The organism is Streptomyces sp. NBC_01471 (assembly GCF_041438865.1).
Lineage (GTDB): Bacteria > Actinomycetota > Actinomycetes > Streptomycetales > Streptomycetaceae > Streptomyces.
Window position 1 is genome coordinate 1777436 of record NZ_CP109450.1, and the last position, 26872, is coordinate 1804307.

The window sequence follows — 26872 nt, forward strand, 5'->3', positions numbered from 1 at the left end:
CTTCGGGTCCTGCTCAGTGCGGTGTGCTGTTCTTCCGGCGGTTGCTGACGAGCTGGCCGCCGAGGACCACCAGCACCGCGATGACGAACATCGCCGTGCCGATGACGTTGATCTGTACAGGGGTACCGCGCTGCGCCGATCCCCAGACGTACATGGGGAAGGTCACGGTCGACCCCGCGTTGAAGTTGGTGATGATGAAGTCGTCGAAGGACAGCGAGAAGGCGAGCAGCGCGCCCGCCGCGATCCCGGGCGACACGATCGGCAGGGTGACCCGCAGGAAGGTCTGCACCGGGCTCGCGTAGAGATCGCGCGCGGCTTCTTCCAGCCGCGGGTCCATCGACATCACTCGGGCCTTGACCGCCGTGACCACGAAGCTCAGGCAGAACATGATGTGCGCGATGAGGATGGTCCAGAAGCCCAGCTGGGCACCCATGTTGAGGAACAGGGTGAGCAGCGAGGCGGCCATCACGACCTCGGGCATGGCCATCGGCAGGAAGATCAGCGAGTTGATCGCGCCGCGCGCCCTGAACCGGTAGCGGACCAGCGCGAAGGCGATCATCGTGCCGAGCACGGTGGAGCCGATCGTCGCCCAGACGGCGATCTCCAGCGAGAGGTTCAGCGAGCCGCACATGTCGGCGACCCCGCAGGGGTCCTTCCAGGCGTCCAGCGAGAACCGCTGCCAGCTGATGTTGAAGCGCCCGTTGGGCTTGTTGAAGGAGAAGACCATCACGACGACGTTGGGCAGGATCAGATAAGCGAGGGTGATCAGCCCGGCGACGGTGACGAGATGGCGGCGCAGCCAGCGCGTGGAGTTCCTCAGCATCAGACCAGGTCCTCCGTGCCGGCTCGGCGGATGTAGACGGTGACCATGATCAGCACGATCGCCATGAGGATGAAGGAGAGCGCGGCGGCCGTCGGGTAGTCGAGCACCCGCAGGAACTGCGACTGGATGACGCTGCCGACCATCTTGGTGTCGGTCGAGCCGAGAAGTTCGGAGTTGACGTAGTCACCGGCCGCCGGGATGAAGGTGAGCAGGGTGCCGGAGACGACGCCGGGCATCGAGAGCGGGAAGGTCACCTTGCGGAAGGTGGTGGCCGGGGTGGCGTAGAGGTCGCCCGCCGCTTCGTGCAGCCGTCCGTCGATACGCTCCAGCGAGGTGTAGAGCGGCAGGATCATGAACGGCAGGAAGTTGTAGGTGAGTCCGCAGACCACGGCCATGGGGGTGGCCAGCACCCGGCTGCCGTCGGTCCAGCCGAGCCAGCTGGTCACGTCGAGGATGTGCAGGGTGTTCAGGACCCCCACGACCGGGCCGCCGTCGGCGAGGATCGTCTTCCAGGCGAGCGTGCGGATCAGGAAGCTGGTGAAGAACGGCGCGATGACCAGGATCAGCACCAGATTGCGCCAGCGGCCCGCCTTGAAGGCGATGAGGTACGAGAGCGGGTAGCCCAGCAGCAGACAGAGGACCGTCGCCGTGCCCGCGTACAGCAGGGAGCGTATGAACTGCGGGTAGTACTCGTGCAGGGCGTCCCAGTACGTCTGGAAGTGCCAGGTGACCTGGAAGCCGTCCTCCAGCGAACCGGTCTGCACGGACGTCGAGGCCTGGTAGATCATCGGCAGGGCGAAGAAGACCACCAGCCAGATGATGCCGGGGAGCAGCAGCCAGTACGGTACGAGCCGCTTGCGGACGGGCGGCTTGCGTACGGCGCCGGACTCCGCCGCGGGGGCCTCGGCGGGCGGGGCCTCGGTGACGCTCACGCGGCCTCCTCGGCACTTGCGTCCGCCTTGCCCGCGTCGACGGCCTGGCCGGCGTCGAGGCCGAACGAGTGCCCGGGGTTCCAGTGCAGGACGACATCGGCGCCCGGGGACAGCCGGGAGTCGCGCTCGACGTTCTGTACGTAGACCTCAAGACCGGTGCAGACGGGGCTGTCGATGACGTACTGCGTGGAGACCCCGATGAAGCTGGAGTCGGCTATCCGCCCGGTGATGCGGTTGCGTCCCTCCGCTATCTCCGCCGCGTCGTCCGCGTGCGCCAGGGCGATCTTCTCCGGCCGCACCCCGACGAGCAGCTTGCCACCACTGCTGGTGGCGGCCGTACACCGGTCGGCGGGCAGCCGGAGCCTGGCCCCCGACGCGAGGACGGTGATGTCGGCCCCGGCCTCGACGACTTCGGCCTCGATGAGGTTCGAGGTGCCGAGGAAGTTCGCGACGAAGGTGGTGTCCGGGTTCTCGTAGAGCTCGGCGGGCGCGCCCAGCTGCTCGACCCGGCCGCCGTTCATCACCGCGACGGTGTCGGCCATGGTCATGGCCTCCTCCTGGTCGTGGGTGACATGGACGAAGGTGATGCCGACCTCGGTCTGGATGCGCTTGAGCTCCAGCTGCATCTGGCGGCGCAGCTTGAGGTCGAGGGCGCCGAGCGGTTCGTCGAGCAGCAGCACCTGCGGGTGGTTGATGAGCGCCCTGGCGACGGCGACGCGCTGCTGCTGGCCTCCGGAGAGCTGGTGCGGTTTGCGGTGCGCGAAGTCCCCGAGCTGAACGAGGTCGAGCATGTCGCCGACCTGCTTCTTGACGGACTTGATGCCGCGCCTGCGCAGGCCGAAGGCGATGTTCTCGGTCACGTCGAGGTGCGGGAAGAGCGCGTACGACTGGAAGACCGTGTTGACCGGGCGTTTGTACGGGGGCAGATCGGTGACATCCCGGTCGCCGAGCCGGACGGTGCCGGTGGTCGGGTCCTCCAGGCCGGCGATCATCCGCAGGGTGGTGGTCTTCCCGCAGCCGGAGGCGCCGAGGAGCGCGAAGAAGGAGCCCTGCGGGACGGTCAGATCCAGCGGGTGCACCGCGGTGAACGACCCGTAGGTCTTGCTGATCCCGGCGAGACGGACGTCGCCGCCTTCATTCGTCTGTGTCATGGGTACGGTCCCGGGGGTTCGTGGGAACAGAGGAGAGCAGAGGCAGATGGGGAGGCTGGAGCGCTGAGGGGGGAGCGCTGGGGCGGGGAGCGCTGGGGCGGCGAGCTGTCGCGCGGTGCGGGGTCAGGCCCCGATGAGCCGGGAGAACTTCTCCTCGTACGCCGTCTCTTCCTTGCTGGAGAGCGAGCGGAAGGCGTGTGACCGGGCGGCCATCGCCTTGTCGGGGAGGATCAGCTGATCGGCCGCCAGCTTGGGATCGATCTTCGCGAGCTCCGCGCGGACACCGTCCACCGGGGAGAGGTAGTTGGTGTACGCGGTGAGCTTCGCGGCGACGGCGGGCTCGTAGTAGTAGTCCATCAGCCGTTCGGCGTTGGAGGTGTGGCGGGCCCTGGCCGGGACCATCATGTTGTCGCTGGACGTCATGTATCCGGCGGCGGGGATGGCGTATTCGACGTGCGGGTTGTCGTTCCGGAGCTGGGTGATGTCACCGCCCCACGCGACGCAGGCGGCGATGTCGCCCTTGTCCAGGTCGCTGATGTAGTCGTTGCCGGTGAAGCGGCGTATCTGCTTGGTGTCGACGCCCTTCTGGAGGCGGCCGATCGCGGCGTCGTAGTCGGCGTCGGTGACCTTCGCCGGGTCCTTGCCCATGTCGAGCAGGGTCATGCCGACCGAGTCGCGCATCTCCGAGAGGAAGCCCACCCGCCCCTTGAGCCTGGGGTCGTCGAGGAGCTGGGTGACGGAGTCGACCTTGCGGCCGCCGGTCGCCTTGGTGTTGTAGGCGATGACGGTGGGGATACCGGCCCAGGGGTACGAGTAGGCGCGGCCCGGGTCCCAGTCGGGGGTGCGGAACTGCTCGGAGAGGTTCGCGTACGCGTGCGGGAGCAGCGACGGGTCCAGCCGCTCGACCCAGCCGAACCGGATCAGCCGGGCGGCCAGCCAGTCGGTCAGGATGATGATGTCCCGTCCGGTGTCCTGGCCGGCCGCGAGCTGCGGCTTGATCTTGCCGAAGAACTCGACGTTGTCGTTGATGTCCTCGGTGTACTTGACCCTGATCCCGGTGCGCCTGGTGAACGCCTCCAGGGTGGGCCGGTGCTTTCCGTCGTCGCTGACGTCCATGTACTCGGTCCAGTTGGAGAAGTTGATCACCTTCTCCGCGGCCGAGTGGTCACTGGTGGCCGGGGCCCCGCCGTCGCGTTTGGCCGCGGGGATGCCGCAGCCGGTGAGGGCGGCGAGGCCGCCGAGCGTGAGAGCGCCCGCACCCGTGGCGCGCAGCAGCGACCTGCGGGTGACTGACCCTCCGCCACGGGCCAGAGTGCGGCGGGCGGCGGCCAGCTGGGCCGGGGAGAGACGGTCTGGCTCGAACTGCTCCATGGGCTCGGTGCCCTTTCCTTATCGGTCCCCGAAGATCGTGCGGTGCCAGTCCTTGCGGGCCACCGCAGTGTTGTCGTACATGACGTGCTTGACCTGTGTGTACTCCTCGAACGAGTACACCGACATGTCCTTGCCGAAGCCGCTTGCCTTGTAACCGCCGTGCGGCATCTCGCTGATGATCGGAATGTGGTCGTTGACCCAGACGCAGCCGGCCTGGATCTCGCGGGTCGCGCGGTTCGCCCGGAAGACGTCCCGGGTCCAGGCGGACGAGGCCAGTCCGTACGGGGTGTCGTTGGCGAGGGCGATGCCTTCGTCGTCGGAGTCGAAGGGCAGCACGACCAGGACCGGGCCGAAGATCTCGGCCTGGACGATCTCGCTGTCCTGGGCGGCATCGGCGATGAGGGTGGGGAGGTAGTAGGCGCCGTCGATCTCGGGCGCCTCGCCGCCGGTGACCACGCGGGCGGTGTCCCTGGCCCGGTCCACGAAGGCCGCGACCCGGTCGCGCTGGGCGTAGCTGATCAGCGGGCCGATGTCGGTCGACTCGTCGAAGGGGTCACCGATGCGGAGGGTGCCCATCAGTTCGGCGACGCCCTGGACGAAGGCCTCGTACAGCGGGCGCTGGACGTAGGCGCGGGTGGCGGCTGTGCAGTCCTGGCCGGTGTTGATGAGCGAACCCGCGACCGCGCCGTGCACGGCGGCTTCCAGATCGGCGTCGTCGAAGACGAGGAAGGGGGCCTTGCCGCCGAGTTCGAGGTGGATCCGCTTGACGGTCGCGGTGGCGATCTCGGCGACGCGCTTGCCGACCTGGGTCGAGCCGGTGAAGGAGGTCATGACCACGTCCGGGTGGCCCACCAGGTGTTCGCCCGCCTCCGCGCCGAGGCCGTTGACGATGTTGACGACCCCGTCGGGGATGCCCGCCTCGGTGGCCGCCTGCGCGAACATCAACGAGGTCAGCGGGGTGATCTCGGCGGGCTTCAGGACGATGGTGTTGCCGGCGGCGATGGCCGGGAGGACCTTCCAGGCGGCCATCTGGAGCGGGTAGTTCCAGGGAGCGATGGAACCGACCACGCCGATCGCCTCACGGCGGACGTACGACGTGTGGTCCCCGCTGTACTCGCCGGCCGACTGGCCCTGGAGCTGGCGAGCGGCGCCCGCGAAGAAGGAGGCGTTGTCGACGGTGCCCGGCACGTCGAACTCACGGCTCAGTTTGATCGGCTTGCCGCACTGGAGGGACTCCGCGTAGGCGAACTCCTCGGCGCGCTCGGCGAGCACGGCCGCGAAGCGGTGCAGCGCGTCGGAGCGTTCGCCCGGGGTGGCCCCGGCCCAGCCGGGGAAGGCCGCGCGGGCCGCCGCGACGGCGGCGTCGACGTCGGCGGTGCCCGCCGGCGCGTAGCTGAACACCACCTCGCCGGTGGCGGGGTTCACGACGTCCTGGGTCCGCCCTGATGTACCGGGGCGCAGCTGCCCGCCGATGTACTGTGCGCCGGCCGCGAAGCGGTCCCGCACCTGGAAGCTGTTGACCATCGTGCTCTCTCCGTAGCTCAAGCTCGAATTGAGTGCCGATCCTGGCAGAGCGATAGTTCATCAACAAGTGATTCCGTTGTTTCCTTTTGGTTACGCAACGGAATCGGTGGACCATGTGTCGCGTGGGCCGGAAAATCCACGACGGAGTGTCCGTGGCGGCTGCCGGACTCCCGTGCATGGAGCACGGCTGAGAGCCTGCCGGGCAGGCCGGCCACGGGGAGCGGATCGTGTTCCCGCACATCCGGGGCGCCCCGCGTGGCGGGGACGGGGCATCGGACCGGGCAGTCCGAGCCGGTGGCGGCCATCACCCTCCGTGGCCGACGGCATGCGGTACGCCATGGTGGAGCCCTGGATACCGGCCGTCGGGGAGTGGCTGCGCACGGCTGTCGCCGCGGGCCGACCGCGGGCACCGCGCGGCGGGACGGCCGGAGTCCACCCGGTGGTGCCGGCGGCGGCGCTGCCCGGGCGAGCGGGGCCGCCCGGGACAGTTCTCAGTGCCCTCGTCTCCGTGGCCAGGTCTCAGGCCGTATGTCCATGGCCGTGTCTCAGTGGTCGGCGCCGACGACGAGGGAGCTCGGGTAGGTGTTGCCGCCGCTGCCGTAGTCGGGGGTGGAGTCGTGCGCGTTCGAGATGCCCCAGATGACCACGCTGAGGAACGTGGCGCTGACCACGATGCCGATGGGGCCCAGGATGATCCCGGCGAGCGCCATCCCACCGTTGTTCGCCTCACCGCGGTTGGCTCGCTTGCGGCCGAGGATGCCGAAGATCAGGGCGAGCGTCCCCAGGATGATGCCGAGACCCCAGGCGCAGAAGACGACCACGCTGAGGATGCCGAGCACCAGCGCGGCCACTCCGTAGCCGTTGGCGGGTCCCTGCTGCATGGTGTTCCAGCCGCCCTGGCCGCCGTACCCCGGATAGCCGGGGTATCCGGGCCGGCCGGACTGCCCCGGGTATCCGTAGGGGGCGGGTCCCTGCGGGCCGGGGGCGGCACCCGGATAGGAGGGGTAGCCGTAGGTGCCGGGAGCGCCCTGTACCGGACCGTTCGGCCCCGGGCCGGCAAGGCCCGGACCGTTCGGAGCGATCGGCGGGGGCGGTACGGATCCGGGGGGCGGGTACCCGGGAGGCGCGAACCCCGGGGGCACGGGACCCTGCTGCCCCGGGATGTGCGGGCCCGGCGTCTGCTGCCCGGGAGCCGGCTGAGCGGATCCCGGCTGTCCGGCACCGGGGGCGGCGCTCGGCATGGCCGTGACCGTCTGCTGGTCGTGCACCGGGTCGCGCGGCGTCCGCGGCTGGTCCGTCTGCTTGTCCAGCGGCACCTTCGGCTCGGGCGGCGCCCATGGATCTCTCGGCGGCTCGGGATCCCCCGAAGGGCGTGGTGCGTTGTCTGACATGGGCCTCCCCCATCCTCGGCTCGTCATGCTAGAGCCTGTGTGCGAGGCTCCGGTCCCCGCCTACGATGTTCCCGACCAGCAGAACTCGCCGTACCCCGGAGGACCCGATGCCCGACCTGCACCCGTTCATCGCAGGACTGCCCAAGGCGGAACTGCATGTGCACCACGTCGGGTCCGCGTCACCCCGCATCGTCGCCGAACTCGCCGCCCACCACCCGGACTCCATGGTCCCCACCGACCCCGAGGCGCTCGCCGACTACTTCACCTTCACGGACTTCGCGCACTTCATCCAGGTGTACCTGTCCGTGGTGGACCTGATCCGCACCCCCGAGGACGTACGGCTGCTGACCTTCGAGGTCGCACGTGACATGGCCCGCCAGAACATCCGGTACGCGGAGCTCACCATCACGCCGTTCTCCTCCACCCGCCGGAACATCCCCGAGCAGGCCTTCATGGAGGCGATCGAGGACGCCCGCAAGGCGGCCGAGGCCGAGCTGGGCACCGTGCTGCGCTGGTGCTTCGACATCCCCGGCGAGGCCGGACTCGAAGCGGCGGAGGAGACGGCCCGGCTCGCGCTGGACCTGCGCCCCGAAGGTCTTGTCTCCTTCGGGCTCGGCGGTCCCGAGATCGGTGTGGCCCGCCCGCAGTTCAAGCCCTTCTTCGACCGGGCCCGCGCGGCGGGGCTGCACTCGGTGCCGCACGCCGGTGAGACGACCGGCCCGGAGACCGTCTGGGACGCGCTGCGCCACCTCGGCGCCGAGCGCATCGGCCACGGCACCAGCTCGGTCCAGGACCCGAAGCTCCTCGACCACCTCGCGGAACAGGGCATCGCCCTGGAGGTCTGCCCGACCTCCAACATCGCGACCCGGGCCGTCCGCACCCTGGCGGAACATCCGCTGAAGGACATGGTGGACGCCGGTGTGCTGGTGACCATCAACAGCGACGACCCGCCGATGTTCGGCACCGATCTCAACAACGAGTACCTGGTCGCGGCCCGCCTGCTGGGGCTGGACGAGAAGGGCATCGCCGAGCTCGCGAAGAACGCCGTCACGGCGTCGTTCCTCGACGCGCCGGGCAAGACGAAGCTGGCCGCCGAGATCGACACGTACACCGCGCAGTGGCTCGCCCGGTAGCCGCCCGCGGCAGCGGTCGGCGAGGATGGCCCCATGCGTACCGTCACTGCCGTGGGCCATCGCGGCGACCCCTATCTCTTCCGTGAGAACACCCTGCCCTCCGTCCGCTCCGCGCTGGAACGGGGCGCCGACGCGGTGGAGATCGACGTCCGGCTGACCCGGGACGGCGTACCGGTGCTGCTGCACGACGCGACCCTGGAGCGGCTGTGGGGCCATGACCGGCCACTCGCCCGGGTCACGGCGGACGAGCTGCGCGGACTGACGGACGGCGGGGTGCCGACGCTCCGGGAGGCGCTGACGTCGGCCGACGGTCACCGGCTCATGATCGATCTGCCGGGCGCCACTCCGGAAGCGGTACGCACGGTCGTCGGTGTGGTCCACGAGTGCGGAGCGGGCGACCGTACGTACTACTGCGCGGGCCCCGCCACCATGCTCGCCGTGCGCGAGGCCGATCCGGCCGCCGAGATCGCCATGACCTGGACGACGCTCACACCGCCGCGTACCGCCCTGCTCGACACGGTGAAGCCCCGCTGGCTCAACTACCGTTTCGGACTGCTGAGTCCGGAGCTCTGCGAGCGGGTCCACCGGGACGGGCTGCTGGTCTCCGCGTGGACCCCCGACACCAAGCGGTCGATGCGCCGGCTGATCGGCTTCGGCGTCGACTCGGTCACCACGAACCGCATCGACGCCCTCCGCACGGTCCGCCGCCGGGCGCTCTCCGGCACCCTGAGGGAGATCCCTCAGCAACACCCCTGATACGGGATGGTGTTGGCGGTCACGACCACCGGGGAGCACTCGGCGGGCGCGAGGTGTGGGCCAGGACCGGCGGGCGCCGGGGGGACAACACGGTCATGGCAGCCGCCCGGGGCCTGTCCCCGACCCTCGTCCACGGCGTCAACCCCGCGGACGCCAAGGGCGCGGACATGAACCCGACGGCGACGAAGAGCGTCGTGGCCGCGTTCGGCGCCCCGTCTCCCGATTGAGCCCTGCCGCCGGGACCTGGCTCGGCGGCCCTGGCATGCTGCGGGCATGACCACGGAAGCCGCCGCAGAGTTCGAGTCCCACCGTCCCCGGCTGTTCTCGCTCGCCTACCGGCTGCTCGGCAGCGCGAGCGAGGCCGAGGACGCGGTGCAGGACACCTATCTGCGGTGGAGCGCCGCCGACCGCGAGGCGATCCGCACCCCCGTCGCCTGGCTCACCAAGGTCTCCACCAACCTCTGCCTGAACCGGCTCACTTCGGCGCGCGCCCGCCGTGAGCGGTACGTCGGGCCCTGGCTGCCCGAACCGGTGCTCACCCACGGCGGAGAGACGGCGCTCGGGCCGCTGGAGACCTCCCTGCAGCGCGAGTCGGTCTCGCTGGCGCTGCTGACCGTGATGGAGCGGCTCACCCCGGCCGAGCGTGCGGTGTTCGTGCTGCGCGAGGCGTTCGAGCACAGCCACCGGGAGATCGCCGCCGTACTCGGCATCGACGAGGCCCACTCCCGGCAGCTGCACCGCAGGGCGCGCGAGCAGCTCGGCCGCCCGCGGCGGCAGCTGCCCGTCGACAGCGGGCAGCGCAGGAAGATCGTCGAGCTGTTCATCGCCGCCGCGGTGGAGGGCGACCTCGCGAGCCTGGAGCAGGTGCTCGCCGCAGACGTGGTCGCCTGGAGCGACGGCGGCGGCGAGGTCAGCGCGGCCCGCCGTCCGGTCGGCGGCCGGGAGAAGGTGATCCGCTATCTGCTGGGTCTCGCGGCCCGGCCGGAGGCGGCGCTCGTGTGCTTCCGGGTGACCGAGGTGAACGGCGAACCCGGTGCGGTCCTCCTGATGGGCGACGCGCTGTTCGGCGTCATCGTGCCGGAGATCAGTGACGGCCGGGTCGGCGCCGTACGCACGGTCCTCAACCCCGGCAAGCTCGGCTTCGCCACGGCCCAGCTCGGTCAGAACCTCCCGCCGGCACACTGCTGATGTGTCCTGCCTCACACCCCGGCCCGTCACGAAACGGCCCGCCCGCCGGTTCAGAGGGGGACAGCACAGGCCGAACGGGATGCGGGAGGACCGATGACCCATCACATCGTGGTTCTGGGAGCGGGGTACGCGGGGCTGGCGGCCGCCAAGCGCACGGCGGGGCGGCTGCGCGGCACCGGTGCGCGGGTCACGCTCGTCAACGCCTCGGACCGCTTCGTCGAGCGGGTCAGGCTGCACCAGATCGCCGCCGGCCAGCGCCTGCGGGAGCTGCCCCTGCGGCGGCTGCTGGCCGGTACGGGCATCGCGCTGGTCGTCGCGCGCGTCACCGCGGTCGACGCGGACGCCCGTACGGTACGGCTGGACTCCGCGCCTGACACCCTCGGGTACGACACACTCGTCTACGCCCTGGGCAGCGGGGCCGACACCGCCGCCGTCCCCGGCGCCGCGGCGCACGCGTCGGCCGTCGCCACCTACGACGACGCCGTCCGGCTCCGCGGGCGGCTGGCGCGCGGTACGGGCCCGCTGGCCGTCGCCGGCGCCGGACTGACCGGGATCGAGACGGCGGCCGAACTGGCCGAGAGCTGCCCGGGGTTCGGCATCCGGCTGGTCACCGCCGGCGCGCTCGGCGCCGGCCTGTCCGCCCGCGCCGCCCGCCACCTCCGCCGCGCGATGGCGCTGCGCGGCATCACCGTGCACGAGCACAGCAGGATCGCCGAGGTCACCGCCGAAGGACTGGGGCTGGCAGACGGCACCGGGATCGCGGCCGCGACGGTGGTCTGGACGGCCGGATTCCGGGTGCCGGAGCTGGCCCGCGACGCGGGCCTCGCGGTGGACGGACGGGGCCTGATCCGGGTCGACGGCGCACTGCGCTCGACCTCGCACCCGGAGGTGTTCGCGGCGGGCGACGCGGCCGCCGCGCACGGGCCCGACGGGTCTGCGTCGCGCATGTCCTGCCAGACGGGCATCCCGATGGGAATGCGGGTCGCGGACAGCGTCGCCGCCGCGGTGGGCGGGCGGACGCCCCGGCCGCTGCGGTTGCGCTACGTCGGGCGGAACATCAGCCTCGGCCGCCGGGACGGGCTGATCCAGCTGACCCGCGCCGACGACACCCCGGTGGACCTGATCCTCACCGGCCGCACCGCGGCCCGGCTCAAGGAGGCGGTCACCCGGAGCACCGTACTGGCGATGCGCAACCCCGGCCCGTACGTTCCGGGAGCCGCCGGCCGCCGGGCCTGACCGGCTGGACCAACCAGCGACGCGCCGGTCCGGCCGGACCGCGAAAGGCCGGCCGGACCGGTTACAGACCCACGATCCGGTCCCAGCGCTTCGCGTATCCGACCCGCTCGGCCGATGTGATGTCCCGTGCGATGGCGAGGCGCTTGCGCATCGTGTCGTCGGGGAAGATCAGCGGGTCCTCGGCGAGGTCCGCCAGCTCCTTGTCCTTCGACGAGGCCAGCACCTCGCGTGCGGCGGGGACCGGGCACACGTAGTTGACCCAGGCCGCCAGCTTCGCCGCCACCGCGGGCTCGTAGTAGTAGTCGATCAGCTTCTCGGCATTGGCCTTGTGGCGGGCGAGGTTGGGAATCATCATGGACTCCGCCCAGAGCTCGCCGCCCTCCTCTGGCACCACGAACTCGATGTCGGGGCTGTCGGCCTGGAGCTGGATCACATCGCCGGAGTACGCCTGGCAGGCGAGCACGTCGCCGGTGGACAGGTCCTTGATGTAGTCGTTGCCGGTGAAGCGGCGGATCTGGTTCTTCCGTACGAGCTTCTCGACCTGGTCGCACATGGTGTCGAAGTCCTTGGCGGTCCAGTTGGTGATGTCGGCACCGTTGCCCTGCATGAGCAGGGCGAACGCCTCGTCGAGCCCGGAGAACAGGGTGACCTTGCCGCGCAGGTCGGGGGCCCAGAGATCGCTCAGGTGCTTGATCTCGTGACCGACCTTGCGCCGGTTGTAGGCGATGCCGGTGATCCCGGACTGCCAGGGAACGCTCTGCTTGCGCCCCTTGTCGAAGGCCGGGGAACGCAGCTGAGGGTCGAGGTACCTGGCGACGTTCGGCTGCCTGGCCCGGTCCATCTCCTCGACCCAGCCGAGCCGGACGAACCGGGCGGCCATCCAGTCGCTGATGACGATCAGGTCCCGGCCGGTCTCCTGGTGGTTCATCAGCGCCGGGCTGATCTTGCCGAAGAACTCGTCGTTGTCGTTGATCTCCTCGGTGTACTTGACCCTGATCCCGGACCGCTTCTCGAAGGTGTCGAGCGTGGGCCGCTTGGAGGAGTCGTGGTCGTCGGTGTCGATGTAGAGCGGCCAGTTGGCGAAGACCAGGCTCCCGTCCTGCGCCGATCTGTCGCGTCCCGCCCGCTCCCCCGGCTTCACGTACGCCGCGGGGACCCCGCATCCGGTGAGCGCGGCCAGCGCGCCCACCGCGCCGGAACCGCGGAGCAGGGAACGCCGGGAAACACCAAGATCTGCCATGCGCCCACCTTCACCTCCGGCAGCGACGGCGGGCAATGGACGCTGCGTACGGAGCACCGGCCCCGGCCGCGACACCTTGTCGGGGCGGGGTGCCCGGACGCACGCCGCCCCCGCACGGCGGATCGTACGGGGGCGGCGGACACGGGGACGGGACAGCGGCGGAACAGGGGCCGGAAGCAGGGGTGTTCAGCCGTCCAGCGACGTCATCACGTGCTTGATGCGGGTGTAGTCCTCGAAGCCGTAGGCCGAGAGGTCCTTGCCGTAGCCGGACTTCTTGAACCCGCCGTGCGGCATCTCGGCGACGAGCGGGATGTGGGTGTTGATCCACACACAGCCGAAGTCGAGGTTCTTGGACATCCGCATGGCGCGGGCGTGGTCCTTGGTCCACACCGAGGAGGCCAGCGCGTACTCCACGCCGTTGGCGTGTGCGAGGGCCTCCGCCTCGTCCTGGAACGACTGGACGGTGATGACCGGGCCGAAGACCTCCTGCTGGATGATCTCGTCGTCCTGCTTCAGGCCGGACACGACGGTCGGGGCGTAGAAGTAGCCCCGGTCGCCGACCCGGTGGCCGCCGGCCTCGACCTTGGCGTGTGCGGGGAGCCGGTCGATGAAGCCGCTGACCTGGGCGAGCTGGTTGGCGTTGTTGAGCGGCCCGTACAGCACGTCCTCGTCGTCCGGCAGCCCGGTCTTCGTGTCGGCGGCCGCCTTGGCGAGCGCCGTGACGAACTCGTCGTGGACCGAGGCGTGGACCAGCACCCGGGTGGCCGCCGTACAGTCCTGCCCTGCGTTGAAGTACCCGGCGACCGAGATGTCCTCGACGGCCTTCGCGATGTCGGCGTCCTCGAAGACGACGACGGGGGCCTTGCCGCCAAGCTCCAGGTGGACCCGCTTGACGTCCTTGGCCGCGGACTCGGCGACCTGCACCCCGGCCCGTACCGACCCCGTGATGGAGGCCATCGCGGGGACCTTGTGCTCCACCATCGCGCGGCCGGTGTCACGGTCGCCGCAGACGACGTTGAAGACGCCCTTGGGCGCGACGGCCCCGATGATCTCGGCCATCAGGACCGTGGAGGCGGGCGTGGTGTCGGACGGCTTGAGGACGACCGTGTTGCCCGCGGCGAGCGCCGGGGCGAACTTCCACACGGCCATCATCATCGGGTAGTTCCACGGCGCGACCTGGGCGCAGACGCCGACCGGCTCGCGCCGGACGATGGAGGTCAGCCCCTCCATGTACTCACCGGCCGAGCGGCCCTCCAGGAGCCGTGCGGCGCCCGCGAAGAAGCGGATCTGGTCCACCATCGGCGGGATTTCCTCGGTGCGGGTCAGCCCGAGCGGCTTGCCGCAGTTCTCGCTCTCGGCCGCGATCAGGTCCTCGGCCCGCTCCTCGAAGGCGTCGGCGATCTTCAGCAGCACACGCTGGCGCTCGGACGGGGTGGCGTCGCGCCACGCGGGGAACGCCGCGGCGGCGGCCTCCATGGCGGCGTCGACATCGGCCTGCCCGGAGAGCGGCGACGTCGCGTACGCCTCGCCGGTGGCCGGATTGACCACGTCGATGGTCCGGCCGTCAGCGGCGTCCCGGAACTCCCCGTTGATGTAGTTACGCAGCCGGCGCAGCTCGGTGGTCACAGTGGTTCTCCCTCTCCGGTGCCCGATGGGTATGGCCCGATATATGCGGCCCGACGGATGGCCCGGTTGATGTCCGGTGGATGTCCCGATGGGTGAGACACCACCCTAATCGCATGGGCGACGCTTTCGACATACCCAGCCACCCGGAACTTCGGATTCAGTTCCCAAAATGACTTTCGGCAACGAATTACATCGCTTCGGGGTTGCATGACGGGCGATACCTCATGCACAGTGTGGGCGTGGCCAGTCGCAGCGCAGATTCCAGAAACGGGAACGGCACCCCCCCGATCGACGCCGTCTCCCTGGCGATCATCGAACAGCTCCAGCAGGACGGGCGGCGGCCGTACGCCGCGATCGGGAAGGCCGTCGGCCTCTCCGAGGCGGCCGTCCGCCAGCGGGTACAGAAACTCCAGGACCAGGGCGTCATGCAGATCGTCGCCGTCACCGACCCGCTCACCGTGGGATTCCGGCGCCAGGCGATGGTCGGCATCACGGTCGAGGGCGATCTCGACCCGGTCGCCGACGCGCTGGCCACCATGGCCGAGGTCGACTACGTGGTGATGACCGCGGGCTCCTTCGACCTGATGGTGGAGGTCGTCTGCGAGGACGACGACCACCTGCTCGACCTGATCAACAAGCGGATCCGCGCGCTCCCGGGCGTACGGGCGACCGAGAGCTTCGTCTACCTCAAGCTGAAAAAACAGACCTACCAGTGGGGCACCCGATAGTCATGAGCAAGGACCTGAGCCAGACCGCGTACGACCACCTGTGGATGCACTTCACGGACATGTCGTCGTACGAGAACGCGCCCATTCCCACCATCGTGCGTGGCGAGGGCACCTACATCTTCGACGACAAGGGCAAGCGCTACCTCGACGGTCTCTCGGGCCTGTTCGTGGTCAACGCGGGCCACGGCCGCCAGGAGCTGGCGGAGACCGCGTACAAGCAGGCGCAGGAGCTGGCCTTCTTCCCGGTCTGGTCGTACGCCCACCCGAAGGCCGTCGAGCTGGCCGAGCGCCTCGCGAACTACGCGCCCGGCGACCTCAACAAGGTCTTCTTCACGACGGGCGGCGGCGAGGCCGTCGAGACCGCCTGGAAGCTGGCGAAGCAGTACCACAAGCTCACCGGCAACCACCAGAAGTACAAGGTCATCTCCCGCGCGGTCGCCTACCACGGCACCCCGGCCGGCGCCCTGTCCATCACCGGACTGCCCGCGCTCAAGGCCCCCTTCGAGCCGCTGGTCCCCGGCGCGCACAAGGTGCCCAACACCAACATCTACCGCGCCCCGATCCACGGCGACGACCCGGTGGCCTTCGGCCGCTGGGCCGCCGACCAGATCGAGCAGGAGATCCTCTTCGAGGGCCCCGAGACGGTCGCCGCCGTCTTCCTGGAGCCGGTGCAGAACGCCGGCGGCTGCTTCCCGCCGCCGCCCGGATACTTCCAGCGCGTGCGCGAGATCTGCGACAAGTACAACGTGCTGCTCGTGTCCGACGAGGTCATCTGCGCCTTCGGCCGCCTCGGCACGATGTTCGCGTGTGACAAGTTCGACTACGTGCCGGACATGATCACCTGCGCCAAGGGCATGACGTCGGGCTACTCCCCGATAGGCGCCTGCATCATCTCCGACCGGCTGGCCGAGCCGTTCTACCGTGACGGCAACACCTTCCTGCACGGCTACACCTTCGGCGGCCACCCGGTCTCCGCCGCCGTCGGCGTCGCCAACCTCGACCTCTTCGAGCGCGAGGGCCTCAACCAGCACGTCCTCGACAACGAGGCCGCCTTCTACTCGACGCTGCAGAAGCTCAACGACCTGCCGATCGTCGGCGACGTCCGCGGCAACGGCTTCTTCTACGGCGTCGAGCTGGTCAAGGACAAGGCGACCAAGGAGTCCTTCAACGAGGACGAGACCGAGCGCATCCTCTACAACGCCGTCTCCAAGGGCCTGTACGAGGCCGGTCTGTACTGCCGGGCCGACGACCGCGGCGACCCGGTCGTCCAGATCGCGCCGCCGCTGATCTCCGACCAGTCGACGTTCGACGAGATCGAGTCGATCATGCGCGGGGTCCTCACCGAGGCCTGGGCGAAGATCTGATCCCGCCCCGGCCCGGGGTCTTCCGTCCGGATCAGGTCTGATCCGGACGGCCGACTCCCTGTGACCCGTCGGCCCGGCCGCACCCGTACGAGTGGATACGGGTGCGGCCGGGCCGCGTGCTGTCCGCACACCCCCGCCCCGAGTCCCTACGGTGCCCAGTGACCTATCGGCTCCCCCGCCGTTTTCCCGGCGGGGACCGACATCAGATCTGAACCGAGGTGTGCTCGCCATGGTGGCCCCACCGGACAACGACGTGCTCTGGGCGCGCTCAGCGCACTACTCCCACAGCGGCTCACCCGCGCTCACCGGTGTCTCGCTCGGCGTGCGCGAGGCGGAGATCCTCGCGGTGCTCGGTCCGCGCGGCAGCGGCAAGACCACCCTGCTGCGCTGTCTCTCGGGCCAGCTCGTCCCGCAGCAGGGCGAGGTGTGGTTCAACAGCAGCCCCGTGCACACCCTGGGCCGGGTGGCACGCGAGCGGCTGCGGGTCACCCGGTTCAGCTGGGTCGACCCCGAGCCCCGGCTGGTACCCGAACTGACGGCCTGGGAGAACACGGCCCTGCCCCTGCTGCTGAACGGCGCTCCGCACCGCGCCGCCAGGCACACGGCCGTCCAGTGGCTGGAGCGGCTCGACCTGGGGGCGTACGCCGCCAAGCGTCCGCACGCCCTGCTCCAGGCGCAGCGCCAGCGGGTGGCGGTCGCCCGCGCGCTGGCCGCCGGTCCGGCGGTGCTCTTCGCCGACGAGCCCACCGCCGTCCTGCACGGCGCGGACGGTACCCAGCTGCTGCGCACCCTCGTCACCGCCGCCCGTTCGCACGGGATCACCGTGGTACTCGCCACCCATGACCCCGAGGTCGCCGCGTGCGCCGACCGTACGGTCCTGCTCCGGGACGGCCGCCGCGCCGCCTCCCTCAGCGGCACGGGCGCGACCAGCGACGAGGGGCGCTCCGCGTGCTCGCTCTCCGTCTAGCCCGCGGCTCCGGACCTCTCGTCCTGCTGCGGAGACTGCTGGTCGCGGCGGCGTCGGCCGGTGTCGGACTGCTGCTGCTCCGGGTGCTCGGTTACGCGGTGGGGCACCCGGCACCGGCGGCAGGCGCCGGGCTGCGGCTGCTCTGGTGCCTGATCCCGCTGGCGGCGACGGTGCGCCTCGCGGCGGCGGTGGCCCGCACCGACCCCGGCATCCGCCCGAGCCACGGGTCGACGGCCGCGGGACTCGGACCGGCCGGGCGCGCCGTGCTGTCGGCGGTGTCCGCCGCGCTCACCTGCGCCCTGGGCAGCGGGGCGGCGCTGCTGCTCTTCCTCCATCTGCGCAGCGGTGGCGGACTGCCCTTCCACAGTGCGGCCCGGCGGCCGGTAGCGGGCAGTCCGCTGCCGATGCCCGCGGCTCTGCTCCTGCTGGCGGCGGTTCCGGTCGCGGCGGCCGTGAGCAGCGCCTGGGCCGTGCGGCGCCGCAGACCCGTCCGCGAGGACGCCGCCCCGAGGGGGGCGGCCTGGGGCGTGGCACTCGTCGCGGCGGGGCTCGCGGCCGAGGCGTACGGAAGCGGCAGGCCCGGGGTCGCCCCGCTGCCGGTGCCCGGCCTTTCCGGCGGCGGTCCTGCCGTGCCGGCCGGCTGGTCCCTGACCGCGCTGGGGCTCGCCGTCGCGGCTCCTGCCCTGACCCATCTGTGCGGGCGGCTCCTGCAGTCCGTACGGCCGGGGGCGGTGCGCCTCCTCGCGGGCCGGGTGCTCCAGTCCGAAGCGGCCCGGATCGGCCGGCCGCTCGGCGTGTGCTGCGCGGTGGCCTCGGGGATCGTCGCCGTTTCCGCGCTGCCCGGTGCGGCCGTCCGGCAGGCCGGTCCGCTGACCGCGCTGGGCGCCGCGCTCGTCGTGGCCTGCACGGCCGCCACTCTGCTCAGCGCCGCCGTCGAGGCCCGGCAGGACCGCGCTGCGACGACAGCGGCCCTGCTGCGCGGGTGCGCCCCGGCGGGAGTGCTGCGGTCGGCCGCCGTGCTGCGCGTGATCGCTCTGCTGACCCTGTTCACCCCGCTGACCTGGGGTGTCGCGGTGCTCGCCGCGACACCCCTGTCCCGGTGAAAGGGCTGCCCTCAGGATGGCGCCGTCCGGGACGGTGCCGTCCTGAACGCGGGGCTTCCGCAGCGGGGAACCTGCTGCCGGGCCAGGGTCACAGACGCGCGTCGCGATGGGTCGGTTCGCCGTCGAGGACGGTCAGCAGCACCGGAAGGCGCGGCAGCTCGGTGGCCGCCGTGACGAGCGGGTCGCCGGCGAGGACCGTCAGGTCGGCGCGGTGGCCGACCGCGATACGGCCGGCCTCGTGCTCCTCGCCCGCCGCGTAGGCGGCGTGGACCGTCATGCCCCGGAGGGCCTCCAGGGCGGTGAGTGCCTGTTCCGGGCCGTGCGGCGCCCGGGCGAGGTCGCGGGAGGGTCTGCGGTGCCGGGCCCCAGCCATCACGTCCAGCGGCGGGTAGGGGGCGATCGGCCAGTCGGAGCCGAGGACGACGACCGCGCCGGAGTCGTGCAGGTCGCGGCAGCGCCAGGCGCGTGAGGCACGCTCCTCACCGAGACGGCGCGACCAGTTGTCGGTGTGGTCGGCCCGGGTGAAATCGCAGCAGTGGGTCGGCTGCATGGAGGCGATGACACCCAACTCGGCGAACCGGCGCAGGGTGTCGTCGGGGACGGTCTCTATGTGCTCGACCCGGTGCCGCACTCCCCGCCCGCCGCCGGCCTGTGCCTTCTCGACCGCGTCGAGGACATGGCGTACGGCCGCGTCACCGATGGCGTGGGTGGCGGTGGGCACGCCGGCCCGGTGCAGTGCGCCGACGACGCGGGTGTACTCCTCGGGGTCCGGCCAGAAGGCGTGCCGGGACTCGCCGTGGCAGTCCGGGTGTTCCAGCCAGGCAGTGCCGTTGTCGATGGTGCCGTCCATGAAGATCTTGACGCCGTCGGTGCGCCACAGGCGGCCGCCCGCGCCCTGCTGCTCGATGAGTGCGCGCACGCCGTCGGCGCCGGTGCCGGGCTGGCACCAGGGCGCGACCCGCAGCCGCAGCGGCAGTTCCCCGGCCGCGTCGAGTTCGGCGTAGAACGCGAGGCTGTCGCCGTTGGCGTCCATGGCGTGGCCGCCGGTGAGACCCGAGGCGGCCATGGCGCGCAGCACGGCGGCGAGCCGTTCGCGCCGTTCCTCGCGGGTGGGCTGCGGGGCGACCCGCTCCACCAGCTCGCAGGCGGCGTCCTCCAGGAGCAGACCGGTGGGCCGGCCGTCGGCGCCGCACACCACCTCGGCGGTGGCCTGGTCGAAGGTCCGCGGTCCGTCCACGCCGGCGAGCCGCAGCGCGCGCCGGCTGGCCAGCATGGAGTGCGCGTCGAAGAGCAGCAGCAGGGCGGGCACACCGTCGAGCACGGCGTCGAAGGGGGCCGTCCCGACGGGGTGGCCGGCGAAGACGTTGGGGTCGAGGCCCCAGCCGTGCAGCCACGCACCGGGGGCGAGATCCCGCACCGCGCGGGCGAGCGCCTCGCGCACCTGCCCGACGTCGGTACAGGACGAGAGGTCCAGACCGCCGGTCAGCTCGGCGCCCGAGACGGGGTGGATGTGTCCGTCGACCAGACCGGGGGTCACTACCGCGCCCTTGAGGTCGATCACGGTGGTCGAGGCGTCGGCGAGCGCGCGGATCTCCGGGGTGTCACCGAGCGCGGTGATGCGCCCGTCGGCCGCGGCGAGCGCGGTCTGCGGCAGGAACTCGCCGGTGGCCGGGTCGAGCAGACGGGCCGAGAGAAGGATCAGAGAGGTGCGCATGGGGGTTCCTTGGAGAGAGGTCAGTTCTCGGCGGCGGCGGTCAGCGTGCCGGCGGGCAGGCCGAGTTCGCGTTCCGCGGTGGCGGCGGGCATGTGCCGGACCACCGGCGGGTCGTCGCCGCTGTCGCCGCTGTTGACGAGTGCGCCGAGGCCGTCGAGGACGACCAGGATCTGAATGGCCGTCAGTGGCGGGTCCTCGGTGTGGAACTCGCCCTGTTCGACGCCGTCGCGGATGAGCCCTTCGAGCCGGTCACGCCAGGCGGCCTCCTGAACACGGACCCGCTCACGCAGCGCGGGCCGGTAGCGGCTGAGGTGCCGGGCGTTGAGCCAGAGCCGGCTGATGTCGTCGTACGAATCCCCGGCCGCCCGCGCGAAGAACCGTGCCAGGTGCCGGGTGGGGCTGGCGTCCGCCCGGTCGCCCGGAAGGAGTTCGTCGAGTTCGGAGCCGGCGGCTGCCCCGTAGGCCTCGGACACCAGATCCTCCACGGCCGGGAAGTAGTGACTGATCAGCCCCGGCCGGACGTCGAGCTCCTCGGCGATGCGGCGGAGGGTAATGCACTCCAGCCCCTCGGCCAGTGCCACCCCGGCGGCCGCGGCAACGATTTCCGCACGTCTCGCGGCCGGATCTTTGCGGATTCGCTTGTTCTGAATGCTTGACGGCATGGAATCGATGCTATTGAGTGTGCGACCAACAAGCAAGCAGCTGGGCACACAGCATCCGGAGGGGCCCGCATGGCGTCCACGCTTCCCGAACCGCACCACGACAGCCGCTCCGCGCAGCAGGAGGCGCGGCCCCCGTCGGACGGGGCGGCCCGAGTCGAGTCCCACGGCATCGATCACATCCCCGAGGACGAACGCCACGGCCACCCGCGGCAGTTGTTCTCCGTCTGGGCGGCGGCCAGTGTCAACTACCTGAGCCTCGTGATCGGCGGCGCCCTGATCCTCATGGGCCTGACCCTGTGGCAGGCCCTCGCGGTGATCGTGGTGGGCAACCTCTTCTGGCTGCTCACCGGACTGCTCTCCATATCCGGACCGTCCGCGGGCGCACCGAGCGAGGTGATCACCCGGGCGATGTTCGGAATCCGGGGCAACCGGGTGAACAACGCGGTCGTCGGCTGGATGATCTCCGTCTGCTACTTCGCCCTGAACCTGGCCGCCGCGGCGACCGCCGCCTTCTCCCTCGTCGAGAAGAGCGGCATCCCCGCGAGCACCGGCGTCAAGATCGTCGTCGTCCTGGTCATCGCCACGGTCACCCTGACCATCGGCGTCTACGGCCACGGCATGATCATGAAGCTGTACCTCCCGCTGACCCTGGCCCTCACCGCCGTCTTCGCCGTCGTCGCGGTCTGCGTGTTCCGGCACACGGACTTCTCGTACGCGCCGGCCGAACCGCTCAGCGGCACCGGGCTGTGGACGGCTCTCATCGCCGGGGTCACCCTGATCGGCTCCGGTCCGCTGTCCTACACCACCAGCGCCGACTTCTCCCGCTACCTGCCCCGGACCACCTCGGCGAGGTCGATCGTGGGGTGGACCGCGCTGGGCGGCTTCCTGCCCAGCGTCGCCGTCTGTTCCCTGGGCGCCTTCGCCGCGACCGCGGTCGACATGACGGATCCGCAGTCCGGGCTCCAGAAGATCCTGCCCGGCTGGTTCGACCCGTTCTTCCTGTTCGCCCTGGTCCTCGGCACGATCGCCATCAACGCCCTGACGTCCTACAGTGCGGGACTCGCCCTCCAGGCCGTCGGCGTCCGCATCCGCCGTTCCCTCAGCGTGATCGCCGACGGAACCGCCGCCGTCTCCCTCACCCTCTACGGGCTGCTCGTCTCCAACTTCCTCGACACCGTCAGCAACGTCCTTCAGCTCACCGTGGTCCTGCTCGGCCCGGCCATGGCCATCTACGCCACGGACATCCTGCTGCGCCGCAACCGGTACGACGGCCCCACCCTCATGGACGAGACCCCCGGCAGCCCCTTCTGGTACACCGCAGGCGTCAGCACGGCGGGGGCCCTGGCCCTCGCGGGAGGCGTCGCCGTGGCGGCCCTGTGCGTCGACACCCTCTACACCGGGCCGATCGCACAGGCCCTGGGCGGCGTGGACCTGGCCCTCCCCGCCGGTATCGTCGTCGCCTCCCTCCTCTACGCGATCCTCCTGCGGAGCACGGGCGGCGGGGACACCCGCCACCTCCCGGCCTGACCGCCACCCTGCGGCGGGGCCTGCCCGGCGGGCCACGGTGGAGCGCCGCCGGCCCCGTGGAGGCGTCCCCCTACGATGACCGGATGCCGACCACACCTGAGCGTGACCGCGAGATCGAGACCCTCGACCAGTTCGACCGGGCCGCCGCCCGAGGAGCGCTCGGTGGATACCGCGTCCAGGCCGTCGACCTGACGGACCGTACCGACACACTGCTCTCGGCGGACACATCGGGCGCCGTCTTCCTCGGGTGCCCCATGCGACCCGAGGCCGAGTCCGCGGTGGGCGCCGCGGGCGCACTGGTCTTCCCGCCGGTCCCCGGCCTGCCCTTCGCCCCGTACCGCGGGCTGCTGTACTCCGCGGACGAACTGTTCGCGGGTCTGGCGGACAGCGGTTACGAGGCGACCCCGGACGCCCGCGCGTACGCCTGGTTCCAGCGGACCGGGAACGACGGCGACATATTCGCCTCGATGCTCCGCTCCATCCATGACGACGCGATCTCGGACGCACTCGACGAACACCTCGACAGCGCACGGGTGGTGGGCGTCATGGGCGGCCACGCCATGGCCCGCGGCACGGCGGAGTACGCGGGGGCGGCGCGGCTGGGCCGTACGCTCGCCCGCACCGGTCTGACCGTCGCCACCGGCGGCGGACCCGGTGCCATGGAGGCCGCCAACCTCGGCGCGTACGCAGCGCCCTTCCGGGACGGAATGCTGGACGAGGCGATGGAACTCCTCGGCAAGACACCGTCGTTCAGGCCGTCCGTCTCCGACTGGGCGAGCGCCGCCTTCGAGGTGCGCGGCCGCTGGCCGGACGGCGGGGACTCGGTGGGCATCCCCACCTGGTTCTACGGCCACGAGCCGCCGAACGCCTTCGCCGGGCACATCGCCAAGTACTTCGCCAACGCCACCCGCGAGGACGGACTGCTGGCCCGTTCGACGGCGGGCGTCGTCTTCCTGCCCGGCGCGGCCGGGACCGTCCAGGAGATCTTCGACAACGCGACCCCGAACTACTACCGCTCGCACGGCGAACCGTCCCCGATGGTCCTGGTGGACCGCGCGCACTGGACCGAGGAACTGCCTGCCTGGCCGCTGCTCCGGGCGCTGGCCAAGGGCCGGTCGATGGAGTCCCGTATCGCCCTGGTCGACACGGTGGACGAGGCACCCGAGGCACTGGCCGGGATGGTCTTCTGACCTCGGGGCTCAGCCCTTGGCCAGCACCGTGGCCAGGGTGTCGAAGAAGATCTCCCAGCCGCCCCTGGCGTTCTCGTACTGCCCGGCTGTCAGGTTGCCGCCGCCCTGGTGGAAGGCCATCTCGGTACGGCCGCCGCCCAGGTCGGCGAAGGTGACGGTGACGATCTCACCCTCCACGTCCTCGGGCGCTCCCCCGTCCTTGAGGGTGAGGACCAGCCGTCCGGGGGCGCCGACCTCACGGTAGACCCCGTGGAACGGCATCTCGCCGTGGTCCGGCACCACCAGCACCAGGCTCCATCTGCCGCCGGGGCGGACGTCCATGGTGACCCGGTCCAGGGGCGCCTCCGCGTCACCGCCGTACCAGGCGGCGAACTGCGCGGGCGTGGTCCAGGCCCGGAAGACCCGCTCGGGCGGTGCGTCCAGAACACGGGTGAGGGTGATGCCCTCACCCGTCCCGTCCGCGGTGTCGTTCTCGGCGTTCTTCTCGGTGCTCATGGTGTCCTTGCCCTTTCCGGAGGTCACTCAGATGTTCTCCCGGGCGGCCGGGGCTGTCCTGCCGGAACACCCGGCCCGGTGACCGCGGCCGGCGGACGCCCGGGACCCGCCCTCACTCCTCCGCGGCCAGCAGGACCACATCGGCCGCCCCGAAGACCGCCCCCACCGTCTCGCCCACACCGGGCGCCGTGAGCAGCGGGCACTCGGCCTCCAGCTGCGGTCCGTGCTCCGGACGGAGCAGTACGGCCACGTGGCTGCCCCGGAACGTGCGCGCCTCCACCGTGCAGCGCAGCCCCTCCCGCGGCGCCGCGAGCCGCACACCGGCGGGCCGCACCAGGAGCCGGCCCTCCCCCTGCGCCGATCCCTCCGGCACCGGGATCTTGCCCCAGGGAGTGTCGGCCGCCCGGCCCGTGACCGTCGCGGCCACCACGTTGTCGAGACCGAGGAACCGCGCGACGAACTCAGAAGCCGGCCGCTGCCACACCTCCAGCGGGGTACCGGCCTGGGCGATCCGCCCGTCCCGCATCACCACGACCCGGTCCGCCAGCGCGAAGGCCTCACCCTGGTCGTGAGTGACGGCGAGCACGGTCGTACCCAGCCGGCCGAACAGACCGCGCAGTTCCACGACGAGGCGTTCACGCAGGCTGCGGTCGAGCTGACCGAGCGGCTCATCGAGCATCAGCAGTTTGGGGCGTGGGGCCAGCGCCCGGGCCAGCGCGACGCGCTGCTGCTCCCCGCCCGAGAGCGCGCCCACCGCCCGCCGCTCGGCGCCGGGCAGGCCGACCAGTTCCAGCAACTCCCGCACCCGCTGGGGCTGTTCGGCCCGGGGGACGGAGCGCATCCGCAGCCCGAAGGCCACATTGCCCCCGACATCACGCTGCGGAAAGAGCTGGTGGTCCTGGAACATCAGGCCGACACCGCGCCGGTGCACCGGCACCCCGCTCTGCTCCGTCCCGTCCAGCAGCACCCGCCCGGCGGACGCGGGCTGCAGCCCCGCCACGACCCGCAGCAGCGTCGACTTGCCGCTGCCGCTGGGCCCGAGCACACAGACCGTCTCGTGCTCGGCGACCGCCAGGTCCACCGCGTCCAGCGCCACCCGCTGCCCGAAGCGGACCGTCACACCGTCCAGTTGCAGCATCAGAACTCTCCAGAGCGGTCGGTACGAATGCGTTCGAGCACCAGCAGCGACACGGCGCACACCAGCATCAGGATCGTGGACAGCGCCATCGCCTGCCCGTAGTTGAGCTCACCGGCCCGGCCCAGCAGCCGTGCCACCGCCACCGGGAGGGTCGGGTTGTCGGGCCTGGCGATGAAGACCGTCGCCCCGAACTCCCCCAGCGACACGGCGAACGCGAAGCCGGCCGCGACCAGCAGCGCCCGGCGCACCATCGGCAGGTCCACCTCGCGCCAGGCCCGCAGCGGCGAGGCACCGAGAACGGCCGCGGCCTCCCGCAGCCGCCCGTCCACCGCACGCAGCACCGGCAGCATCGTCCGTACGACGAACGGAACGCCCACCAGCGCCTGGGCGAGCGGCACCAGGATCCAGGACGAGCGCAGATCGAGCGGCGGCTTGTCGAGGGTGATCAGGAACCCGAAGCCGACCGTCACGGCGGAGACCCCGAGGGGCAGCATCAGCAGGGCGTCGAACCCGCGCACCAGCCGTCCGGCCCGCCGGGTGAGCGCCGCGGCCGCGAGTCCGCCGACGGCCAGGGCGATCCCGGTCGCGGCCAGGGCGTACCGCACGGAGTTCCAGATCGCGTCGACCGGCGGGACCAGGAACGTACCGCCGCCGGCGCCCTGCGACTGGAGCGCCCGGTAGAACGCGAAGCCGTAGCCCCCCGGGCCGTCCAGCGAACGCGCGACCAGGACCCCCAGCGGCAGCAGGATCAGTACGGCGATCACCGCGATCACCCCGCCGACCAGCGTCCACTGGCCCGTCCCCCGCGGACGGCGCGCGGTCTGCGCCGGATCCACCAGGCTCAGCGCGCTCTCCCTGCGCCGCACGGTCCAGGCGTGCAGCGCGAGGATCGCTCCGACCGCGGCGAACTGCACCAGTGTCAGCACGGCCGCCGTCGGCAGGTCGAGCAGTTCGGCGGTCTCCCGGTAGATCTCCACCTCCAGCGTGGAGAAGGTGGGTCCGCCGAGGATCTGCACCACGCCGAAGGAGGTGAAGGTGAAGAGGAAGACCATCAGCGAGGCGGCGGCCACCGCGGGCGTCAGCGCGGGCAGGGTCACCCGGCGCCAGGCGGCGAACCTGGAGGCGCCGAGCACCCGCGCGGCCTCCTCCTGGCGCGGGTCGAGCTGCGCCCAGAGGCCGCCCACGGTCCTCACGACCACCGCGTAGTTGAAGAAGACGTGCGCGAGCAGAATCGCCCAGACGGTGGTGTCCAGGCGTACGCCCCACAGCTGGTCGAGCAGGCCGCCGCGGCCCAGCAGCGCGAGGAAGGCCGTCCCGACGACGACGGTGGGCAGCACGAAGGGCACCGTCGCCACGGCGCGCAGCAGCTGCTTGCCGGGGAAGTCGAAGCGGGCGAAGACGTACGCGCCGGGGAGCGCGATCAGCAGCGTGAGCCCGGTCGACGCGCACGCCTGCCAGGTGGTGAACCACAGGATGTGCAGGATGTCGGGCTGGCTCAGCACGTCGCCGATCCGCCCGAACTGCCAGGTGCCGCCGGCCTTGAGGCCGCGGCCGACGATGGCGGCGACCGGGTAGGCGAAGAAGACGGCGAAGAACGTGACGGGCACGGCCAT

24 protein-coding genes are annotated in these 26872 nt (G+C 71.3%); 11 read left to right on the top strand and 13 right to left on the bottom strand.

Features of this window, described 5'->3' with window-relative positions; translation table 11 throughout:
* Window positions 1–13 precede the first annotated feature (13 nt).
* The 6 genes from OG285_RS07780 to OG285_RS07805 all read right to left on the bottom strand — a co-directional run bounded on the left by OG285_RS07780 (window position 14) and on the right by OG285_RS07805 (window position 7192).
* Window positions 14–823 carry an ABC transporter permease gene (locus tag OG285_RS07780; protein ID WP_371790585.1) on the bottom strand — a complete coding sequence of 270 codons (810 nt, stop codon included), beginning with the start codon at window positions 821–823 and terminating at the stop codon, window positions 14–16.
* Complete coding sequence (locus tag OG285_RS07785; RefSeq protein ID WP_356832597.1) at window positions 823–1755, bottom strand: ABC transporter permease; 933 nt, start codon at window positions 1753–1755, stop codon at window positions 823–825. Before OG285_RS07785 ends, OG285_RS07780 begins: the two co-directional genes overlap by 1 nt.
* Window positions 1752–2906, bottom strand: a complete 1155-nt coding sequence (locus tag OG285_RS07790) for an ABC transporter ATP-binding protein (protein WP_371790586.1) — start codon at window positions 2904–2906, stop codon at window positions 1752–1754. The genes OG285_RS07785 and OG285_RS07790 overlap by 4 nt, the downstream gene beginning before the upstream one ends.
* Window positions 2907–3029: 123 nt before the next feature.
* Window positions 3030–4277 carry a PotD/PotF family extracellular solute-binding protein gene (locus OG285_RS07795; RefSeq protein ID WP_371790587.1) on the bottom strand — a complete coding sequence of 416 codons (1248 nt, stop codon included), beginning with the start codon at window positions 4275–4277 and terminating at the stop codon, window positions 3030–3032.
* Window positions 4278–4295: 18 nt separating this feature from the next.
* Window positions 4296–5801, bottom strand: coding sequence for a gamma-aminobutyraldehyde dehydrogenase (locus OG285_RS07800; RefSeq protein WP_371793479.1), 1506 nt, complete (start codon window positions 5799–5801; stop codon window positions 4296–4298).
* Between the two features lie 545 nt (window positions 5802–6346).
* Window positions 6347–7192 carry a DUF4190 domain-containing protein gene (locus OG285_RS07805; RefSeq protein ID WP_356832602.1) on the bottom strand — a complete coding sequence of 282 codons (846 nt, stop codon included), beginning with the start codon at window positions 7190–7192 and terminating at the stop codon, window positions 6347–6349.
* A gap of 65 nt (window positions 7193–7257) precedes the next feature.
* Between OG285_RS07805 and OG285_RS07810 the strand changes: the two genes are divergently transcribed.
* From OG285_RS07810 to OG285_RS07830, 5 genes are all read left to right on the top strand, one after another.
* Window positions 7258–8325, top strand: a complete 1068-nt coding sequence (locus tag OG285_RS07810) for an adenosine deaminase (RefSeq protein WP_371790588.1) — start codon at window positions 7258–7260, stop codon at window positions 8323–8325.
* Window positions 8326–8358: 33 nt separating this feature from the next.
* Window positions 8359–9081 (top strand): glycerophosphodiester phosphodiesterase, encoded by a 723-nt coding sequence (locus OG285_RS07815; protein WP_356832606.1) that lies wholly within the window; start codon window positions 8359–8361, stop codon window positions 9079–9081.
* 95 nt (window positions 9082–9176) lie between these two features.
* Complete coding sequence (locus OG285_RS07820) at window positions 9177–9308, top strand: hypothetical protein (protein ID WP_371790589.1); 132 nt, start codon at window positions 9177–9179, stop codon at window positions 9306–9308.
* Between the two features lie 46 nt (window positions 9309–9354).
* Entirely contained in the window at window positions 9355–10269 is a 915-nt protein-coding gene (locus OG285_RS07825) for an RNA polymerase sigma-70 factor (protein ID WP_371790590.1), read from the top strand.
* A 93-nt stretch (window positions 10270–10362) separates the two neighbouring features.
* Window positions 10363–11505 carry an FAD-dependent oxidoreductase gene (locus OG285_RS07830; protein ID WP_356832612.1) on the top strand — a complete coding sequence of 381 codons (1143 nt, stop codon included), beginning with the start codon at window positions 10363–10365 and terminating at the stop codon, window positions 11503–11505.
* A gap of 61 nt (window positions 11506–11566) precedes the next feature.
* On the opposite strand, the gene OG285_RS07835 is transcribed toward OG285_RS07830, so the two are convergent.
* Both OG285_RS07835 and OG285_RS07840 read right to left on the bottom strand, forming a co-directional pair.
* Entirely contained in the window at window positions 11567–12745 is a 1179-nt protein-coding gene (locus tag OG285_RS07835; RefSeq protein WP_371790591.1) for an extracellular solute-binding protein, read from the bottom strand.
* Between the two features lie 186 nt (window positions 12746–12931).
* Window positions 12932–14371 (bottom strand): gamma-aminobutyraldehyde dehydrogenase, encoded by a 1440-nt coding sequence (locus OG285_RS07840; protein WP_356832616.1) that lies wholly within the window; start codon window positions 14369–14371, stop codon window positions 12932–12934.
* Between the two features lie 224 nt (window positions 14372–14595).
* Between OG285_RS07840 and OG285_RS07845 the strand changes: the two genes are divergently transcribed.
* The 4 genes from OG285_RS07845 to OG285_RS07860 all read left to right on the top strand — a co-directional run bounded on the left by OG285_RS07845 (window position 14596) and on the right by OG285_RS07860 (window position 18533).
* Window positions 14596–15099, top strand: a complete 504-nt coding sequence (locus tag OG285_RS07845) for an Lrp/AsnC family transcriptional regulator (RefSeq protein WP_356832618.1) — start codon at window positions 14596–14598, stop codon at window positions 15097–15099.
* Between the two features lie 2 nt (window positions 15100–15101).
* Window positions 15102–16463 (top strand): aspartate aminotransferase family protein, encoded by a 1362-nt coding sequence (locus OG285_RS07850; protein ID WP_356832620.1) that lies wholly within the window; start codon window positions 15102–15104, stop codon window positions 16461–16463.
* Window positions 16464–16692: 229 nt separating this feature from the next.
* Window positions 16693–17430, top strand: a complete 738-nt coding sequence (locus tag OG285_RS07855) for an ABC transporter ATP-binding protein (RefSeq protein ID WP_371790592.1) — start codon at window positions 16693–16695, stop codon at window positions 17428–17430.
* Window positions 17412–18533, top strand: a complete 1122-nt coding sequence (locus tag OG285_RS07860; RefSeq protein ID WP_371790593.1) for a hypothetical protein — start codon at window positions 17412–17414, stop codon at window positions 18531–18533. The genes OG285_RS07855 and OG285_RS07860 overlap by 19 nt, the downstream gene beginning before the upstream one ends.
* 88 nt (window positions 18534–18621) lie before the next feature.
* On the opposite strand, the gene OG285_RS07865 is transcribed toward OG285_RS07860, so the two are convergent.
* Window positions 18622–20247, bottom strand: a complete 1626-nt coding sequence (locus tag OG285_RS07865; protein ID WP_371790594.1) for an amidohydrolase — start codon at window positions 20245–20247, stop codon at window positions 18622–18624.
* Window positions 20248–20267: 20 nt separating this feature from the next.
* Window positions 20268–20909 carry a TetR/AcrR family transcriptional regulator gene (locus OG285_RS07870; protein ID WP_371790595.1) on the bottom strand — a complete coding sequence of 214 codons (642 nt, stop codon included), beginning with the start codon at window positions 20907–20909 and terminating at the stop codon, window positions 20268–20270.
* A gap of 69 nt (window positions 20910–20978) precedes the next feature.
* Here OG285_RS07870 and OG285_RS07875 point away from each other — a divergent pair, with 69 nt between their 5' ends.
* On the top strand, window positions 20979–22436 hold the full coding sequence (locus OG285_RS07875; RefSeq protein WP_371790596.1) for a cytosine permease: 1458 nt from the start codon (window positions 20979–20981) through the stop codon (window positions 22434–22436).
* An 83-nt stretch (window positions 22437–22519) separates the two neighbouring features.
* Window positions 22520–23626 carry an LOG family protein gene (locus OG285_RS07880; protein ID WP_371790597.1) on the top strand — a complete coding sequence of 369 codons (1107 nt, stop codon included), beginning with the start codon at window positions 22520–22522 and terminating at the stop codon, window positions 23624–23626.
* Between the two features lie 9 nt (window positions 23627–23635).
* On the opposite strand, the gene OG285_RS07885 is transcribed toward OG285_RS07880, so the two are convergent.
* From OG285_RS07885 to OG285_RS07895, 3 genes are all read right to left on the bottom strand, one after another.
* Window positions 23636–24121, bottom strand: coding sequence for an SRPBCC domain-containing protein (locus OG285_RS07885; RefSeq protein ID WP_371793480.1), 486 nt, complete (start codon window positions 24119–24121; stop codon window positions 23636–23638).
* Between the two features lie 112 nt (window positions 24122–24233).
* On the bottom strand, window positions 24234–25259 hold the full coding sequence (locus tag OG285_RS07890) for an ABC transporter ATP-binding protein (protein WP_371790598.1): 1026 nt from the start codon (window positions 25257–25259) through the stop codon (window positions 24234–24236).
* Window positions 25259–26872: an ABC transporter permease gene (locus OG285_RS07895; protein WP_371790599.1), complete on the bottom strand. Its 1614-nt coding sequence runs from the start codon at window positions 26870–26872 to the stop codon at window positions 25259–25261. Before OG285_RS07895 ends, OG285_RS07890 begins: the two co-directional genes overlap by 1 nt.